Genomic DNA, 16,335 nt, shown 5'->3' with positions numbered 1-16,335 from the left:
CGAAACATGCTGGTCCGAAGCTCCACAAGCCTCACCGAAAACAGCTATCTCTCATCTCTCTGTCCGGCCGCGGCTGGCTCGCACGAGAACCTGCACATTCTCCACATATAAGGACCAAACGCCCTCTGAGGGCCATGAAGTTCTCGCCGAGCGGCTGCACCCGCCCCAGTTTGGGCGAGGAATGCCTCCACGTCACCGCTGGCGCAATGGACCCGCAACCTCCACTGTCCCAGGCGCGGGAGGTGGCTCAGGACGCCGCCGACGCCACGCCGGCGCGGTCACGACTCGTCATCTGAGTCGGCGTCGTACAGGTCCGCGAGGCCACCACAGGCACACCGCCGCCCCGCCAGTCGCCAGCGACGGCATGTAGATGCGTCCGCTCCGATTGCGACGTGAACGGCGCCTACTCCTCCAACTCGAGCGCGGCTATCCACTCCTGCCGGGCGTGCCGTTTGTCGGTGCTGCTGAGCTGGGTGGCCTCACCGATGAGGGTGTGACCGCCGACCTCCCACGACAGGAGCGGCAGGTCCCGCTGGTCCGTAAGGTCGAGGGACTCACCGAGCAGCGCATGCCGGCCGGGTACATCGCGCCGGAACGCGGCATGACCGAGCAGTGGGCCCTTACCCTGCCGCGACAGCCGCGGCCGGGCTCCACCACGGCTCATGCAGACCAGAAGCACCAGGATGATCGATGACGTCATCCGCTCGAACGGGCCCCAGCCGAGCCAGGCGGGCGACCCGGACGCGGTACCCGACCTCGAGATCCCCTACGGCGACGAGCACCTGCGGGCGGTCCTGGACCGCCCCACCGATTGGGACTGGCGACACGGTGGCGACATCCGAGCTAACTTCGAGCTAACACGTGGACATTTCGGGCGTGGATTCTAGTGTGTAAGCGCGTGTTTATGCAGGTCAGGGGTGGCGCGCCCGGCAGGATTCGAACCCGCGACCGTCGGTTTAGAAGACCGATGCTCTATCCAGCTGAGCTACGGGCGCTCGGCGGCCCGGCGGGGCGCCGGGACACAGTGTAAGGCGGAGCGTCCTCCGGCTCCACATCCATAACGGGGCCACCAAGGGACGCGCCGGGACGCGGCGGTGGGCGCGGGGTCATATCTTGTGATGTTGTGGCGGTGGAGTACGAGGTGCCGCTCTCCGGCGGGGACGTGACGGAGGGCGTGGTGCGGGTGGGGAACACGGTGCGCAGGCCGATTAGGGCGCATAGTGCGGCGGTGCACGGGTTGCTGCGGCATCTGGAGGAGGCCGGCTTCGAGGGCGCGCCGCGCGTGCTCGGGGTGGACGGGCGGGGGCGGGAGATCCTCAGTTGGGTGCCGGGGGACGTGCCGCATCGGCCGTTGCCGGAGTACGCGGTGTCGGAGAGCGCGCTGCGGGGCGTCGCGCTGCTGTTGCGGCGGTACCACGACGCGGTGGCCTCCTATGGGGTGCCCGAGGGCGGCTGGGATCGGGAGGCGTCCAATCTGGACGGGGCGCCGGAGCTGATCGGGCACTGCGACGTGACGCCGGAGAACGTGGTGTTCCGGGAGGGGGCGCCGGCGGCGCTGATCGATTTCGATCTGGCGCGGCCGACGACGCGGCTGTACGACGTGGTGACGGCGTTGCGGCACTGGGCGCCGATCGCCGATCCGGCGGACCGGGACGCGCTGCTCTACACGGCGGACGTCGCGCGCAGGGTGCGGGTCTTCTGCGACGCGTACGGGCTGGACCGGGAGCGGCGGCGGGACGTGCTGCCGGCGGCGCGGGTGCGGTTCGAGCGGTCGTACGCGGCGATGCGGGCGCGGGCGTCCAAAGGCGGAGGTTGGGCGCGGATCTGGCAGGGTGGGGCGGGCCCGCGGATCCGGCGGGCGCAGGACTGGTTGGAGCGTCACTGGGATGAGCTTGATGCGCGGCTCTGCTGAGGGGCTGGTTCTGGGGGTGGCGCTGGACGCGCTTCTCGGGGATCCGAGGAGGGGGCATCCCGTCGCGGGGTTCGGGCGGCTGGCGTCGGGGTTCGAGCGGCTCGTCCATCGGGATTCGCGGGCGGCGGGTGTCCTCTATGCCGGGGTTCTGGTGGGTGGTGCCGTGGCTTCGGGCGTGCTGTTGGAGCGGGTGGCGAAGGGGCCTTGGCGGGTCGCTCTCACCGCGGGGGCCACGTGGGCCGTTCTGGGTGGGACGTCTTTGGGACGTGAAGGGCTCGCCATGGAGCGGCTCTTGGCGCAGGGGGATCTGGACGCCGCGCGGGAGAGGCTTTCGCATCTGTGCGCGCGGGACCCCAAAGGCCTGGACGAGGCGGAATTGGCGCGGGCGACCGTCGAGTCGGTAGCGGAGAACACCTCCGACGCCGCGATAGCGCCCCTGGTATGGGGAGCCGTCGGTGGGGTTCCCGGGTTGCTCGCTTATCGGGCGATCAACACGCTCGATGCGATGGTCGGATACCGCAACGCGCGCTATGAGCGGTTCGGATGGGCTGCGGCCCGGCTGGACGACGCGGCGAACTGGGTGCCGGCGCGGCTGACGGGAATGCTCGTCGTCCTGTGCGCGGGGCGGGACGCCTGGCGCGTTCTGCGGCGGGACGGGGCCAGGCATCCGAGCCCCAATGCGGGACGGTGCGAGGCCGCTTTCGCGGGAGCGCTCGGTGTTCGGCTCGGCGGGACGAACGCCTACGGGGGTTCGGTGGAGAAGCGGCCGGAAATGGGGGACGGGCGGGCTCCGGAGGTCCGCGACATCGGGCGGGCGGTGCGGTTGTCGGCGGCGGTGACGTTCGCGGCGGCGGCGCTGGTGTGGGGTGCGCGGTGAGCGGTCTGCTGGTCGCGGGGACGACGTCCGACGCGGGCAAGAGCGTGGTGACCGCCGGGCTGTGCCGGTGGCTGGCGCGGCGGGGCGTGAAGGTGGCGCCGTTCAAGGCGCAGAACATGTCGCTGAACTCGATGGTGACCGCGGACGGCGCCGAGATCGGGCGGGCGCAGTACATGCAGGCGCAGGCGGCCGGGGTGGAGCCGCGCGCGGTGATGAACCCGGTGCTGCTGAAGCCGGGCAGCGACCGGCGCAGCCAGGTCGTGGTGCTGGGGCGGCCGGTCGCCGAGGTGGACGCGCTCCAGTACGGCGACCACAAGGAATGGCTCCGCACCGTCGTGAAGGAGAGCCTGGAGGAACTCCGGAGCGAATACGACGTGGTGGTCTGCGAGGGCGCGGGGAGCCCGGCCGAGATCAACCTGCGGGCCGGGGACATCGTCAACATGGGCCTGGCGAGAATGGCGGACCTGCCCGTCGTCGTGGTCGGTGACATCGACCGGGGCGGGGTGTTCGCGTCCCTTTTCGGGACGGTCGCCCTTCTGGAGCCGGCCGATCAGGCGCTCATCGCCGGATTCGTCATCAACAAGTTCCGTGGCGCCAAGGAACTGCTGGAGCCGGGGCTCGAGCAGTTGAGGAAGCTGACCGGACGTCCCGTGCTCGGCGTCCTGCCGTGGACGCTCGGGCTGTATCTGGATTCCGAGGACACGCTCGCGCTTGACGCGCCGCGTCCCGAGGCGAGGGGCCCGTACGGGAGGCAGACGCTGCGGGTGGCGGTCGTCCGTTTCCCGCGCATCTCGAATTTCACCGACCTGGACGCGCTGGCCTGCGAACCGGGCGTCGTGGTGCGCTATGCCGCGAGCGCCGGCGACCTGGCGGAGGCCGATCTGGTGGTGCTGCCGGGGACGCGGGCGACGGTCAGCGACCTGGCCTGGCTGCGCGAGCGCGGAATGGCCGACGAGATCGTGCGGCGGGCCCGGGAAGGGCTTCCGGTGCTCGGCATCTGCGGCGGCCACCAGATGCTGGCCCGCGAGATCGTGGACGACGTCGAATCCAGAACCGGACGCGTCGAAGGGCTCGGACTGCTGCCCGCACGGGTCGCCTTCGAGGGCGACAAGACGCTCGGACGGCCGCGCGGCAGCGCGTACGGCGAGGACGTCGAGGCCTACGAGATCCACCACGGAATCGTGACCGTGGAAGGCGGCGAGCCATTCCTGGACGGCTGCCGGGTAGGCGCCGTCTGGGGGACGACGTGGCACGGCGCCATGGAGAACGACGGATTCAGGCGGGCCTTCCTGAGGGACGTCGCGGAAACGGCCGGACGGGATTTCACCCCCGCCCCCGACGTGGGGTTCGCCGCGCTGCGCGAGGCGACGATGGACGCGCTCGGCGACCTCGTCGAAGAGCATCTCGACACCGACGCCGTGTGGCGGCTCATCGAGAAGGGCGCGCCGCGGGATCTGCCGGTGGTGCCGCCGGGCGGCGCCCCGGCTATTTGACGAGCCCCTGGTCGCGCATCCAGTCGCGGGCGACGAAGACCGGGTCGTCGCCGTTCACGTCGACCTTGCTGTTGAGGCTCCGCATGACGGTCGTCGTGAGCTTCGGGCTTATCTTCGCGAAGAGGGCCGTGAGCTCGGGATGCGCGCGCAGTACCGATTCGCGGACGGTGATGGCCGGGTTGTAGTTCGGGAAGAAGTGCTTGCTGTCGCTCAGCACGTGCAGGTGCAGCGCCTCGATGCGGCCGTCGGTGGTGAACACCTCGCCGAAGGTGCATTTCCCGCCGGAGGTGGCGTTGTAGACGACGCCGGACGACATCTGCCGGACGTTCGTGGCGGGAACGCTCGACCCGTAGGAGAGCCCGTACGCCTTGAGCATTCCGCGCAGCCCGTCGTTGCGGCTGAAGAATTCCGGATCGACGCAGAACGTCCGCTGCCCCGCCGGGACCTTCGTCATGTCGGAGAGGTCGGACAGCCCGAACTTCTTCTGCGCCGCGGTCGTGACGGCCATCGCGTAGGTGTTGTTGAGCGGCGCCGGAGGCGCGAGCCACGCGATGTGGTTGCGTTTCATGTCCAGGTCGCGGACCGCCTCGAACTGCTTCTGCGGGTCCGCGATCGGGTTCTCCTCGCCGAGGTAGGTGATCCAGCCGGTGCCGGTGTACTCCCAGGCGAGGTCGTTGTCGCCGCCGGTGATGGACTTGCGGGCGGTGACGCTGCCCTGCACGTTGGTGTGGTCCTCGGCGTTCGCGCCGGCGGCGGTGAGCGCCAGCACCGCGATCTTGCCGAGGATGATCTGCTCGGTGAACTCCTTGGAGGTGACCCGGATCGTCGCGTCCTCCAGGCCGGGGATCGGGCGGATGCCGGCGGGCTCGACGTGCGGGATGAACGCCGACGCCGGTTTCAGCCCGCATCCGGTGAGCGCGAGGACCGGCACCAGCCCGGCCGCCAGGAGCGTCCGCCACCGCATCGTCACAGCCCCTTCGGCGCCAGCAGCCGGGTCGCCATCCCGCCGAGCCAGTCGACCAGCAGGGCGAGCAGGGCGATGAGGACGCAGCCGGTGAGCAGCACGGGGGTGCGCTGCGTGCTGACGCCGCTGGTGATCAGGTCGCCGAGCCCGCCGCCGCTGATGAACGCGGCGATGCTGGCCGTCCCGACCATCAGCACGAGCGTCGTGCGGATGCCGGCCAGGATGACCGGCACGGCCAGCGGCAGCTCGACGCGGCGCAGCACCGTCACCGGCGACATCCCGATGCCCCGGCCGGCGTCGGTGAGGGCCGGGTCGACCTGCTGGAGCCCGACCATGGTGTTGCGGAGCGCGGGCAGCACGCCGTAGGCGACGAGCGCGACGATGGCCGTCCAGAAGCCGATGCCCCAGATGACGGCGAGCAGCACCACCACGCCGATCGCGGGCGCGGACTGCCCGATGTTGGCGATCGCCAGCACCACCGGTGTGGCGGGACGCGCCCACGCGCGGCTGAGCAGGACGCCGAGGGGGATCGCGATGACCAGGACGACGAGCGTCGACACGACGGTCAGCTCGATGTGCTCCCACGTCTTCTGCGTGACGTAGCGCGACGCGAGGCTGCGGCGGGCGATGCTGTCGAGGTCGGAGTTCTCCACGTACAGCATCCACACGGCGCCGATCGCGATGATGACGACCGGTTCGAGCACGGACCGCCAGGACCGCCCGGTCGGGGTGTGCAGGGACTCGCGGGGCTCCCCGGCGGCGTTCGGGTCCTCGGGCGGGGCCTTCCCGGACGGTACCGGCGCGGCGGGCGGCGCGCTCACGAGGGCCGCCGGGCGCTGCGCGCGCGGTCCTTCATGTCCCGGATCGCGTTCTGCAGGGTGCCGAGGGTGACCGTGCCGCGGTAGACGCCGCGCGGCCCGACGACCGGCACCCACTCGTGCTCGATCTGGATCAGCGACTCCAGGGCCTGCTGGAGGGTGGCGCGGGCCCGGATCGGCGGCGCGACGTCCATGCCGCGTTCGCCGATCGGCCCTGTGACGCCGTCGAGGTCCTCGGGATGGGCCCAGCGGACGGGCCGGTCCCGCTCGTCCAGCACGATCGCGAAGCCGATCTCGCTGCCCTCGATCCGGCGCCGGACGGCGTCCGCGTCGTCGCCGGCGCGGGCCTCCGGCACGTGCTGCAGCGGGACGTCCGCGACCCGGCTGGACTGCAGCAGCCGCATCGCCTGCCCGCCGCCGAGGAACCGCTCGACGTAGTCGTCGGCGGGGTTCAGCAGGATCTCCTGCGGGGTGGCGTACTGCGCGACGCGCGAGCCCTTGTCGAGGATCGCGATGCGGTCGCCGAGCTTGAGCGCCTCGTCGATGTCGTGGGTGACGAACACGATGGTCTTGCCGAGCTCGTCCTGCAGCCGCAGCAGCGAGTCCTGGAGGTTCCCGCGGGTGATCGGGTCGAGGGCGCCGAACGGCTCGTCCATCAGCATGGCGGGCGGGTCGGCGGCGAGCGCGCGGGCGACGCCGATGCGCTGCTGCTGGCCGCCGGACAGCTCGCGCGGGTACCGGTCGCGGTACTGGCCGGGATCGAGGTCGACCAGCTCCAGCAGCTCGTCCACCCGCGCCGCGATGCGCTTCTTGTCCCACTTCAGCATCTGCGGGACGAGCCCCACGTTCGTCGCGACCGTCATGTGCGGGAACAGCCCGGCGTTCTGGATGACGTACCCGATGTGCCGGCGCAGCTCGGTCGGGTCGAGCCCCATCGCGTCCTGCCCGGCGACGATGATCTTCCCGGAGGTGGGCTCGATCAGCCGGTTGATCAGCCGCATCATCGTGGTCTTGCCGCTGCCGGACGGGCCGAGCAGCACCACGATCTCGCCGCTGCGGATCGTCATCGTGACGTCGTCGACGGCGGGCGTGCCCTGTCCCGGATACCGTTTGGTGACGTTGATCAGCCGGATGCCGCCGCGCCCGGCCCCGTCCTGATCGTCTGCCGCCTCGGCCGTCGCCCGCACCTCGTCAGACACGGATGCCCCGCGGGGTGGTGAGCCGCCCGATCAGAACGAAGCAGCCGTCGAACAGCAGCGCCAGGATGATGATCAGCACCGTCCCGGCGAGCGTCATGTTGATCGCGTTGGCGCCGCCGAGCCGCGCCAGCCCGGAGAAGATCTGCTCGCCGAGGCCGGGGCCGGACACGTACGCGGCGATCGCCCCGATCCCCATGGCGAGCTGGGTGCTCACCCGGACGCCGGTGAGGATCACCGGCCAGGCCAGCGGCAGCTCGACGCGCAACAGGATCGCCGTGCGGGTCATCCCGATGCCGCGCGCCGCGTCCACCAGCGTCCGGTCGACGCCGGCCAGCCCGACGATCGTGTTGCGCACGATCGGCAGCAGCGAGTACAGCGTCAGCGCGACGACGCTCGGCGCCACGCCCAGCCCCAGCGGCGTGATCAGCAGGCCGAGCAGCGCCAGCGACGGCACCGTGAAGACGACCCCGGCGGTGCCGGTGGCCAGCGCGGACAGCCGCCCGCTGCGGTAGACGGCCAGCCCGATCACGAGCCCGATCACCAGCGCGGCCAGCACGCACTGGAAGACCATGCTGGCGTGCTGCCACGTCTCGAACCGCAGCCGCTCGCGCCGGCTGTCCAGGTACTCCCAGAAGTCCACGTTCCCCCCGGAACGATCACTACCCATCGTGACGGCGCGATCACACGTGACCTTCGGCGTGCAGTTCGACACCTGGCGCACCCGTACTAAGCTCGACCCCCAGCAACCTCAAGCGTTGCGATCGCGAGCGAAGCCGGGTTCGAGCGAAGCGAGAACCTGATCGCGCAGCGAGCCCCAGGGCGAGTCGGAGCGATGCAGCGATCGCCGCATTGCCCGTTGAAGGAAGGGCGCTCCAGCGCCCGACCGCCAAGGGCAAGGCAATGAACACGGAGGACGTCGGGTGACCGAGGAGCGGTCCAGTCTCATCGTCCCGCTGATGAAGGCGCGGGTTCCGGCGGAGGTCCAGCTGGAGTTCCCGCTGCCGCCGGACGAGGAGCCGGTCCGCGACGCGTTCGCGGGCGACCTGTACGTCACCTACGCGCTGGAGATCGCCGACGAGTCGGCGGTGGCGGGCCGCCGCTACGAGCACGTGGCGGGGCGGCACTGCGCGGAGTTGGGCGTCGCCGCCGGGGACTTGCGCCGGCAGGCGGTGATCAACCTGCGGAACCGCCGGCCGGATCTCGGCCTCAGCTGGTATCCGGACGTGCGGGCGGTCACGGTGACGCTCGGCGAGCCGGGCCCGGCGGGGGCGCCGTCCCGGCGGGGCGGGCTGGAGGCGGCGCTGCTGCTGGACGAGGGTTTCCTGGACAAGCTCGCGCAGGACGTGGAGGGCGATCTCGTCGTCGCGGTGCCGGCGCGGGACGTGTTCGTGGCGTCCGGCACGGGGCATCCGGACGGCGTCGACAAGCTGCGCTGGGCGGTCGGCCAGGTGTGGGCGGAGGACCGGGGCGACGGCGTCTCGGACCCGGCGTGGGACGTGCCCGCCGGGAGCCTGCTGACCCACGACCTGCTGGTCCGCCGCGGCACGGCCTGGGAGATCCTGACCTCCTGACGCGGCGGGTCAGCCGAGTGCCTTGAAGTCGGGCCATAGCCGCGTCCAGGGCGCGCGCTGGCCCCGGCACACCCACACCGGCTTGCCCTGCTCCTCGTTGTCGAGGCCGACGCCGTCGTCGATGCGGCCCACCGCGCGCACGTCCGTCCAGTAGCGGTTGAGGCGCGCCCCCTCGGCGACGTCGTCCGGGCCGACGAGGATGGTGGGGCCACCGGTGTCGGGCGGGCGGCCGAAGTACCAGAAGCCGTTGTGGCCGCTGTAGGCGCGGGGCAGGCCGAGCTTCCGGCCGTACCGGTCGAGAGCCCCGGCCTCGCCGTAGTTGCCCACCACGATCGTCGCCCTGGCGCGCTCGTCCGGCGGCAGCGCGCCGTAGGCGCGCGCGACCTCCCGCGCGAACCGGGGCCAGCCGACGGTCTCGGCGGAGTCGGCGTTGACGGCCGGCTGCGGGGTGTCGGCCAGCCATTTCACCGGGTACACCGGCAGCGTCAGCGCGATGCTGCACACGGCCGTGACCGCGTACGCCGGGACGGTCGCCGCCCATCCCCAGCCGCGCGGCGCGCCGTGCCGCTCGATCTCCACGGCGCCCGCCGCCCACAGCGCCGCCCACAGCCCGGCCAGGTAGTACGGCTTGCCGCCGGTGGCGATGAACACGACGTTGAGCAGCAGGTAGGCGTGGCCGAGGAAGCGGAACGGGCGCAGGCCCTCCGACCGGTACGTCCGCCACAGCCCGTAGATCCACAGCCAGGACGGCAGGATCCCCGTCATCAGGATCTGGAACGGGACGAACCCGGGCCGCCCGGCGAAGTCGCCGCTGTCGGCGATCTCGCCGGCCATGTCGACCTGCGGCCAGCCGTGCCGGGCCTGCCAGAGCACCCCCGGCAGCACGGCGATCGCGATCACCGCGGCGCCGGCCGCGAGCATCGGGCGGCGCAGGAAGTCGCGGGGACCGGACACCAGCAGGCCCACGACGAGCGCGGCGAGCAGGAACCCGGCCAGGTACTTGACGCTCAGCGCGGCCGCCGCGACCGCGCCGGCCGCGAGCAGCATCCGCTGGTCGGACGTCCGCACCCACCGGACCACGAGCCACACCAGCGCCGTCGACAGCAGCAGGTCGAGCGTCGCGGTGTAGAAGGTGTGGCCGACGGCGACCACGAACGGGCACACCGCGTAGGACGCGGCGGTGAGGAGTTGGGCGCGGCGCCGGCCGCCCATCTCCCGCGCCGTGAGCGCCGCGACGACGACGCCCGCCGCGGAGAAGACGGCCGCCGGGACGCGCAGCGCCACGAGCGTGTCGCCGAACGCCTCCGTCACGGCCCGGGTCAGCAGCGGCAGCAGCGGCGGCTGGTCCGGATAGCCCCAGGCCGGATGCCGTCCGGCGACCCGGAAGTACAGCTCGTCGCGGTGGTAGCCGTAACGGGCGGCGACCGCGAGCAGCAGCGCCCCGAGCACCCCGGCGATCAGCAGCACCGGCCGCCAGGCGAGCGCGGGGGCCTCATCGGGGGAGGTGGCTTCGATCGGGCCGGACGCCGCTGAGGCGTGAGCGGTCATGCGCGAACGCTATGTCGGTCATGTGGTCTACGTCACGGTGTTTCCACCGGCCAGGAATGGTCATCTTCCGCCGCCGCCTCCCGGAACCGATCGGACGCCCGCAGGACCACGCAGGTCGAGGGCGGGCGAAAAAATGGGATGGGCTCCGGGGTGTCAGGTGCGTACTGTTCGAGGATGATGTCGACCGGGCAACTGCTCGCCTTCTCCGCGATGGCGCTGGCCATCATCCTGATCCCCGGACCGACCGTGCTGTTCGTCGTCGGCCGGGCCCTCGCCCACGGCCGCGGCACCGCGCTGACCAGCGTCGTCGGCAACGAGATCGGCGCGCTCGCGCTGGCCCTCGCCGTCGCGTTCGGGATCGGCTCGATCGTGGCGCGGTCCGTCATGGTGTTCACCGCCCTGAAGCTGGCGGGCGCCGCCTACCTGGTGTACCTCGGCGTCCAGGCGTTCCGGCACCGCCGGTCGCTGAGCGAGGCGGTCGGCGGCACGGGCGCCATGGGCGGCCGCAGCCGCGCCAAGGACCTGTGGCAGGGCTTCACGGTCGGGATCACCAACCCGAAGACGACGGTCTTCTTCGCCGCCGTCCTGCCGCAGTTCGTGGACCGCGGGCACGGGCACGTGCCGCTGCAGATGCTGGTGTTCGGGCTGATCTTCGTGGTGATCGCGCTGCTGTGCGACAGCTGCTGGGGGCTGGCGGCCGGCGCCGCCCGGGCCTGGTTCGCCCGCTCGCCGCGCCGGCTCGCGGCGATCGGCGGCACCGGCGGCCTGATGATGATCGGCCTCGGCGTCACCGTCGCCGCGACGGGCCGCAAGGACTGAGCGCCCTCAGGACGCCTGGCTCTTGCGGTACATGTCGGCGACGTGGCGGGCGGACAGGCGGGGCCAGAAGCTGACCTGTCCGGTCTGCCGGTCCAGCACCACGACGCTGCCGCCGATGGTGTCCGGCGGACGGGACCAGTCGGCGGGCGGCGGCTCCACCGGCCACACGACGAAGCCGAGGTCGAACTCGTGCAGCCCGACCTCGACCGGGCCCGCCGCGGTGGGGGAGGCGGCGAACATGGCACGGGAGCGTTCCAGCACCCACTCGCGCGTGATCACGGCATCCCCCGTCCGGCGGCGTCGGTGATGATCGCCCAGACGCCGTGGACGTCCGGGTAGAGCGGCTCGGGGCCGCGCTCGCCGCGGCAGGTGTCCAGCCAGGTGACGCGGCCCTCGTGGTTGCAGGCGTTCCAGGCGTGCGTGCCGGTGCCCTCGCTCGGGTGCCAGCCGTTGACGATCAGCGCCGCGTGGCCGTGCCCGAGCTGCAGGAGCCGGTCCCGGATCGCGTCGAGCGCGGCCGCGTCCGGGCCGATGTAGCGGAACGCGGCGCCGAGGGTCCGCTCGGCGCGCTCGCGGGCGCGGGGCTCGCCGCGCAGGATGCTGAGCGCGTCCCCGGGGTCGTAGCGCACGCTGCCCGCGGCGGCGGGCTCGCCGTACCAGGTCTTGAGGAAGGCGAGCGCGCACTCCAGCGCGTTGCTGGTGCGGCTGCCCTCCAGCTGGGCCGGTTCCGTCATGGGGGGAACTGCTCCGATCCGTCCGATGATCTTCGCGAGAGACTAGGGCATAGCGCCGGTCAGCGCGCATCCGGCGGGACGGGGGGAGCGGTGACGGGCGGGGTCTTGCCGAACCGGGCGCGCAGCGGGTAGCAGGCGGCCACCACGGCGAGGCTGACCAGCGAGGCGATCAGCTGCGACCGCTGCGCGTGCATGAAGGCCATCGACACCAGCACCGCCACCAGCGCGGCGATGACCAGCCACGACAAGTACGGGTACAGCCACATCCGGTAGGTGAGGGCGCCGGGGTCCGCGCGCCGCAGCCGGGCGCGCAGCCGCAGCTCCGAGAACATGATCGACAGGTAGACGAACGCCAGGATGACGCCGATCGAGTTCATCAGGAACTTGAACACCTGGTCGGGCGAGGCGTACGAGGCGATCACCGCGGCCCAGGCCGCGACGGTGCCGAGCAGGATCGCGCGGACCGGGACGCCGCGCCGGTTCAGCCGCACCAGCCCGGCGGGCGCGTCGCCGTCCCGGGTCAGCACGTACAGCATCCGGGACGAGACGTAGATCGCCGAGTTCAGCACCGACAGCACCGCGGTCAGGATCACCGCCTGCATCACCGTGCCGGCGGCGGGCACGTCCAGCCGGTCCAGCGCGCTGACGAACGGGCTGGTCAGCACCTTCGCGTCGTTCCACGGCAGGATCGAGACCACCAGCAGGATGGACAGCACGTAGAACAGCGCGACGCGGTACAGCACGTTCCCGGTGGCCTTCGCGACGGCCCGGCCGGGCTCCTCGCTCTCGGCGGCGGCGATCGTGACGATCTCCGTGCCGCCGAAGGCGAACATCACCCCCACGATCGCGGTGAAGACCGCCTTGACCCCGTTCGGGGCGAAGCCGCCGTGCCCGGTCAGCACGTCCAGCCCGCCGGGGGAGTCCGGCCACAGGCCCGCGATCCACAGCACGCCGAGCACCAGGAACACCAGGATCGCGGCGACCTTGACGGAGGCGAACCAGAACTCGAACTCGCCGAACGAGCGGACCGACACCAGGTTGACCGCCGTCATCACCACCAGCAGCACCGCGGCGAGGAACCACTGCGGCAGGTCGATCCAGCCGGCGAGGATCGCCGCGCCCGCCGTCGCCTCGGCGCCGACGAGGACGACGTACAGGTACCAGTACAGCCAGCCGATCGTGAACCCGGCGAACGGGCCGAGCGCCATCCGCGCGTACTCGGCCAGCGATCCGGCGACCGGCCGCGCCACCACCATCTCGCCGAGGGCCCGCAGCACGCACAGCACCAGCACGCCCGCAACCGCGTAGGACACCACCGCGGCGGGCCCGGCGGTGCCGATCACGGCGCCGCTGCCGACGAACAGGCCCGCGCCGACCGCGCCGCCGATGGCGAGCATCGTCATGTGCCGGCGGCGCAGCCCCGTCCGCAGGCGGGCCGGACGGTCGTCGGTGGTGTCGGTCATCGCTCGGGTTCCCTGGTCGGCGGCTGGGGGTCGCGACCCGTGACAGGGTCGTCACTCACCTTAGGGGAATTTAGGACTGTTGTGATCCACGTATCGGACGTCCGATTATGGCGATCCGGGACGGTGGTCCCGCACCGTACGCTGAGGTCGGCGGTACGGCGAGGGAGGCGCGATGGACGTGACGGCGGATGTGCTCGGCCCCGGGTACGAGGCGATCGAGCTGCCGATGGGGCACGACGCCGAAGGGGAGGTCGTCGCGACGCTCGTCCGGCGGCGCGGCGCGGAACCGTCCGGCCGGGCGGTGCTGTACCTGCACGGGTTCGTCGACTACTTCTTCCAGACGCACCTCGCCGACTTCTACCTCGGCCTCGGCTTCGACTTCTACGCCCTCGACCTGCGCAAGTACGGGCGCTCCCTGCGGCCGCACCAGACGGCGAACTACATCGAGAGCCTGAGCGAGTACTTCCCCGAGATCGACGAGGCCGTCCGGATCATCCGGGACGTGGACGGGCACGGCACGCTGCTGCTGAACGGGCACTCCACCGGCGGGCTGATCGCCGCGCTGTGGGCCGAACGGGCCCGCGGGAAGGGCCTGGTGGACGGGGTGTTCCTCAACAGCCCGTTCCTCGACATCAACGAGCCCCTGCCCATGCGCAAGATCGGCGCGGGCCTGGCGCGGGCGCTGCGCCCCCGGTTCCCGAAGGCGACGCTGCCCGCCGGGGTGAGCGACCGGTACCCGCGCAGCATCCACCGCGACCACGAGGGCGAATGGGACTTCGACCTCGCCTGGAAGCCGATGGAGGGGTTCCCGGTGCGCGCGGCGTGGCTCGACGCGGTCCGGCGCGGCCAGCTGCGCGTGCACAAGGGCCTGGACATCGACGTCCCGGTGCTGGTCATGGCCTCCTCGCGCAGCGTCCGCCCGTCCCGCAAGGTGCTGGACGTCACCGGCGCCGACGCCGTCCTGGACGTCGCGCACATGGCGAAATGGGCGTCCCGGCTCGGCCGGCACGTCACGCTCGTGCGGATCGACGGCGGGCTGCACGACCTGACGCTGTCGGCCGAACCGGCCCGCCGGGAGGTGTTCGCCGAGCTGACCCGCTGGACCGCCGGCTACCTGCCGCCCCGCTGACCGCTAGCCGGTGATCTTCGACAGGTCGAAGTCGTCGAAGCCGACGACGCTCTTCTCGGCCTGGTTGCCGCCCCGCTCGATCTGCAGCCTCGCCCCGCCGTTCGGCAGCGGCTGGTCGCCGTCGGTCTCGTCCACGACCTGCTCGCCGTTCACCCACAGCCGCAGCCGGACCTTCTTGCCGCCGTCCTCGCCCTCGCAGGCGACCTGCACCTTGTTCGGCCCCTTCTTGGCGAAGCCGGGGACGGAGTCGGGCGAGGCCAGCTCCTTGGAGCCGAGGGCGGCGCTGGTCTTGCGGAGCGTCGCGCCCTTGCCGTCGTGCCGGACGAGGAACGTGTACTGCTGCTTGCCGTTGTCGCCCGTCCGGCACGCCATGCCGTAGTGCGCGTCCGGCGCGCCCTGCCAGACGGTGACCGTGACGGTCATCAGCATCGGGTCCGGGACGTCCTTGGGGTCCTTGGGCACGTCCCGCGACCGCGCGGCGGAGATCGTGTCGGTGTCGAGCCAGTATTTGCCGTCCTTGTAGCCGTACTGGCTGCCGTAGAGGCCTCCGCTCCAGCCGGAGTCCTGGCTGGAGAAGTCGTCGCTGAACACGGTGGCGAGCTTGTCCGGCGGGCCGTCCGAGCGGAACACGGTGAACGCCACGACCGCGGCGACGACGGCCAGCGCGGCGACGGCGGCGCCCGCGATGAGCAGCGGACGCTTCGGCACGCCGCCGAGGCCGCCGGCGCCGGCCGGGCGGCCGGCGGGGCGGGAGTCGCGGCGGGTGGCGTCCGCGCCGAGCAGGGCGGTCGGCCCGGGCTGGGCGTGCCGCCCCTGCACGGTCGGATCCGTCCCGGCGCCGTGCCAGCTCGCCTGGACGGTCTGGGCGAGCACGGCCGGGTCGGGCGTCCGCCCGGAGCCGACCAGGCGGCCGAGCAGCTCCTGGACCGACGGCCGGCTCCGCGGGTCCTTGTCGAGCGCGGCGGCGACGACGTCGCGCAGGGCCGGGTCGAGGCCGTCGAGCTTCGGCTCGTCGTGCGCGACCCGGTAGAAGATCTCCGGCACGGTGCTGCCGGCGAACGGCGCCCGGCCCGTCCCGGCGTAGGCGACGACGCAGCCCCAGGAGAACACGTCGGAGGCCGGGGTGACCGGCTCGCCGCGCAGCAGTTCGGGCGGCAGGTAGTTCGGCGTCCCGACGAACTGGCCGGTGCGGGTCGGGCCGTCCGCCGCGTCCAGGGCGCGGGCGATGCCGAAGTCGATCACGCGGGGCCCGGTGGACGACAGCAGCACGTTCGCGGGCTTGAGGTCGCGGTGCACGATCCCGGCGCCGTGCACCGCGGCGAGCGCCGTCGCCACCCCGACCGCGAGACCCTCCAGGTCGGAGCCGGGCAGCGGGCCGCGCTCGGCGACGGCGGTCTCCAGGCTCGGGCCCTCGATGTACTCGGTGACCACGTACAGCGGGTCGCGGTCCAGCTCGGCGTCCAGCACCGGCGCGGTGCAGAACCGGCGGACCTGCCGCGCGGCGGTCACCTCGCGGCGGAACCGGTCGCGGAACGGCACCTCCCCGGCCAGCTCGCGGTTGATCACCTTGACGGCGACGCGCCGCCCGCCGGCGTCCTCGCCGAGGTAGACCGTGCCCATGCCGCCGCGGCCGAGCCGCCCCACCAGCCGGTAGGGGCCGAGCTCGGTGGGGTCCTCGGGGCGCAGGGCCTCGCCGTTCTCTCCTGCGTGCGTCGTCATGGTGTGAAGTTCCTGGGAAAGGGGGGTTTGGGGGGTTCGCGTTAGCACCCTAGCGGCCGCCGACGTTTCAGACGCGCGGAGCGCGCGTC

General features: G+C 72.2%; 16 protein-coding genes and 1 tRNA gene. 6 read left to right on the top strand and 11 right to left on the bottom strand.

Annotation, left to right across the window (positions count from 1 at the left end):
• Positions 1 to 403 precede the first annotated feature (403 nt).
• Both ACA514_RS47095 and ACA514_RS47090 read right to left on the bottom strand, forming a co-directional pair.
• On the bottom strand, positions 404 to 700 hold the full coding sequence (locus ACA514_RS47095; protein WP_375048052.1) for a hypothetical protein: 297 nt from the start codon (positions 698 to 700) through the stop codon (positions 404 to 406).
• A gap of 218 nt (positions 701 to 918) precedes the next feature.
• Positions 919 to 995 (bottom strand) — tRNA-Arg (locus ACA514_RS47090).
• 128 nt (positions 996 to 1,123) lie between these two features.
• On the opposite strand from ACA514_RS47090, the gene ACA514_RS47085 reads away from it, so the two are divergent.
• Genes ACA514_RS47085 through ACA514_RS47075 form a run of 3 tightly spaced genes read left to right on the top strand, consistent with a single transcriptional unit; the run spans position 1,124 to position 4,282 of the window.
• Positions 1,124 to 1,912, top strand: coding sequence for a phosphotransferase (locus ACA514_RS47085; RefSeq protein ID WP_375048051.1), 789 nt, complete (start codon positions 1,124 to 1,126; stop codon positions 1,910 to 1,912).
• A complete protein-coding gene (locus tag ACA514_RS47080; RefSeq protein ID WP_375048050.1) occupies positions 1,887 to 2,789 on the top strand; it encodes a cobalamin biosynthesis protein in 903 nt (300 codons plus the stop codon). Before ACA514_RS47085 ends, ACA514_RS47080 begins: the two co-directional genes overlap by 26 nt.
• Positions 2,786 to 4,282: a cobyric acid synthase gene (locus ACA514_RS47075; RefSeq protein WP_375048049.1), complete on the top strand. Its 1,497-nt coding sequence runs from the start codon at positions 2,786 to 2,788 to the stop codon at positions 4,280 to 4,282. The genes ACA514_RS47080 and ACA514_RS47075 overlap by 4 nt, the downstream gene beginning before the upstream one ends.
• On the opposite strand, the gene ACA514_RS47070 is transcribed toward ACA514_RS47075, so the two are convergent.
• Genes ACA514_RS47070 through ACA514_RS47055 form a run of 4 tightly spaced genes read right to left on the bottom strand, consistent with a single transcriptional unit; the run spans position 4,275 to position 7,903 of the window.
• Entirely contained in the window at positions 4,275 to 5,246 is a 972-nt protein-coding gene (locus tag ACA514_RS47070) for a glycine betaine ABC transporter substrate-binding protein (RefSeq protein ID WP_375048053.1), read from the bottom strand. The genes ACA514_RS47075 and ACA514_RS47070 overlap by 8 nt on opposite strands.
• Positions 5,247 to 5,248: 2 nt before the next feature.
• Positions 5,249 to 6,067: an ABC transporter permease gene (locus ACA514_RS47065; protein ID WP_375048048.1), complete on the bottom strand. Its 819-nt coding sequence runs from the start codon at positions 6,065 to 6,067 to the stop codon at positions 5,249 to 5,251.
• Complete coding sequence (locus ACA514_RS47060; RefSeq protein WP_375048047.1) at positions 6,064 to 7,263, bottom strand: ABC transporter ATP-binding protein; 1,200 nt, start codon at positions 7,261 to 7,263, stop codon at positions 6,064 to 6,066. The genes ACA514_RS47065 and ACA514_RS47060 overlap by 4 nt, the downstream gene beginning before the upstream one ends.
• Positions 7,256 to 7,903 (bottom strand): ABC transporter permease, encoded by a 648-nt coding sequence (locus tag ACA514_RS47055; RefSeq protein WP_375048046.1) that lies wholly within the window; start codon positions 7,901 to 7,903, stop codon positions 7,256 to 7,258. Before ACA514_RS47055 ends, ACA514_RS47060 begins: the two co-directional genes overlap by 8 nt.
• A gap of 280 nt (positions 7,904 to 8,183) precedes the next feature.
• On the opposite strand from ACA514_RS47055, the gene ACA514_RS47050 reads away from it, so the two are divergent.
• A complete protein-coding gene (locus ACA514_RS47050) occupies positions 8,184 to 8,834 on the top strand; it encodes a DUF1444 domain-containing protein (RefSeq protein WP_375048045.1) in 651 nt (216 codons plus the stop codon).
• A gap of 9 nt (positions 8,835 to 8,843) precedes the next feature.
• On the opposite strand, the gene ACA514_RS47045 is transcribed toward ACA514_RS47050, so the two are convergent.
• Positions 8,844 to 10,382, bottom strand: a complete 1,539-nt coding sequence (locus tag ACA514_RS47045; protein WP_375048044.1) for an ArnT family glycosyltransferase — start codon at positions 10,380 to 10,382, stop codon at positions 8,844 to 8,846.
• A 174-nt stretch (positions 10,383 to 10,556) separates the two neighbouring features.
• Here ACA514_RS47045 and ACA514_RS47040 point away from each other — a divergent pair, with 174 nt between their 5' ends.
• Complete coding sequence (locus ACA514_RS47040; RefSeq protein WP_375048043.1) at positions 10,557 to 11,201, top strand: LysE family translocator; 645 nt, start codon at positions 10,557 to 10,559, stop codon at positions 11,199 to 11,201.
• 6 nt (positions 11,202 to 11,207) lie between these two features.
• Here the strand turns inward: ACA514_RS47040 and ACA514_RS47035 are convergent, their stop codons facing one another.
• Genes ACA514_RS47035 through ACA514_RS47025 form a run of 3 tightly spaced genes read right to left on the bottom strand, consistent with a single transcriptional unit; the run spans position 11,208 to position 13,398 of the window.
• Positions 11,208 to 11,480 (bottom strand): hypothetical protein, encoded by a 273-nt coding sequence (locus ACA514_RS47035; RefSeq protein WP_375048042.1) that lies wholly within the window; start codon positions 11,478 to 11,480, stop codon positions 11,208 to 11,210.
• Positions 11,477 to 11,935, bottom strand: coding sequence for a toxin glutamine deamidase domain-containing protein (locus ACA514_RS47030; RefSeq protein WP_375048041.1), 459 nt, complete (start codon positions 11,933 to 11,935; stop codon positions 11,477 to 11,479). The genes ACA514_RS47035 and ACA514_RS47030 overlap by 4 nt, the downstream gene beginning before the upstream one ends.
• A 59-nt stretch (positions 11,936 to 11,994) precedes the next feature.
• Positions 11,995 to 13,398, bottom strand: coding sequence for an amino acid permease (locus tag ACA514_RS47025; RefSeq protein WP_375048040.1), 1,404 nt, complete (start codon positions 13,396 to 13,398; stop codon positions 11,995 to 11,997).
• A 172-nt stretch (positions 13,399 to 13,570) separates the two neighbouring features.
• On the opposite strand from ACA514_RS47025, the gene ACA514_RS47020 reads away from it, so the two are divergent.
• Entirely contained in the window at positions 13,571 to 14,527 is a 957-nt protein-coding gene (locus tag ACA514_RS47020; RefSeq protein ID WP_375048039.1) for an alpha/beta hydrolase, read from the top strand.
• Positions 14,528 to 14,530: 3 nt separating this feature from the next.
• Here the strand turns inward: ACA514_RS47020 and ACA514_RS47015 are convergent, their stop codons facing one another.
• A complete protein-coding gene (locus ACA514_RS47015) occupies positions 14,531 to 16,246 on the bottom strand; it encodes a serine/threonine-protein kinase (protein ID WP_375048038.1) in 1,716 nt (571 codons plus the stop codon).
• Positions 16,247 to 16,335 lie beyond the last annotated feature (89 nt).

It is taken from the genome of Actinomadura sp. NTSP31, from assembly GCF_041951385.1.
GTDB classification, from domain to species: domain Bacteria; phylum Actinomycetota; class Actinomycetes; order Streptosporangiales; family Streptosporangiaceae; genus Spirillospora; species Spirillospora napierensis.
Note: the sequence above shows the minus strand (reverse complement) of the source record. Positions and strands in the feature narration are given on the sequence as shown.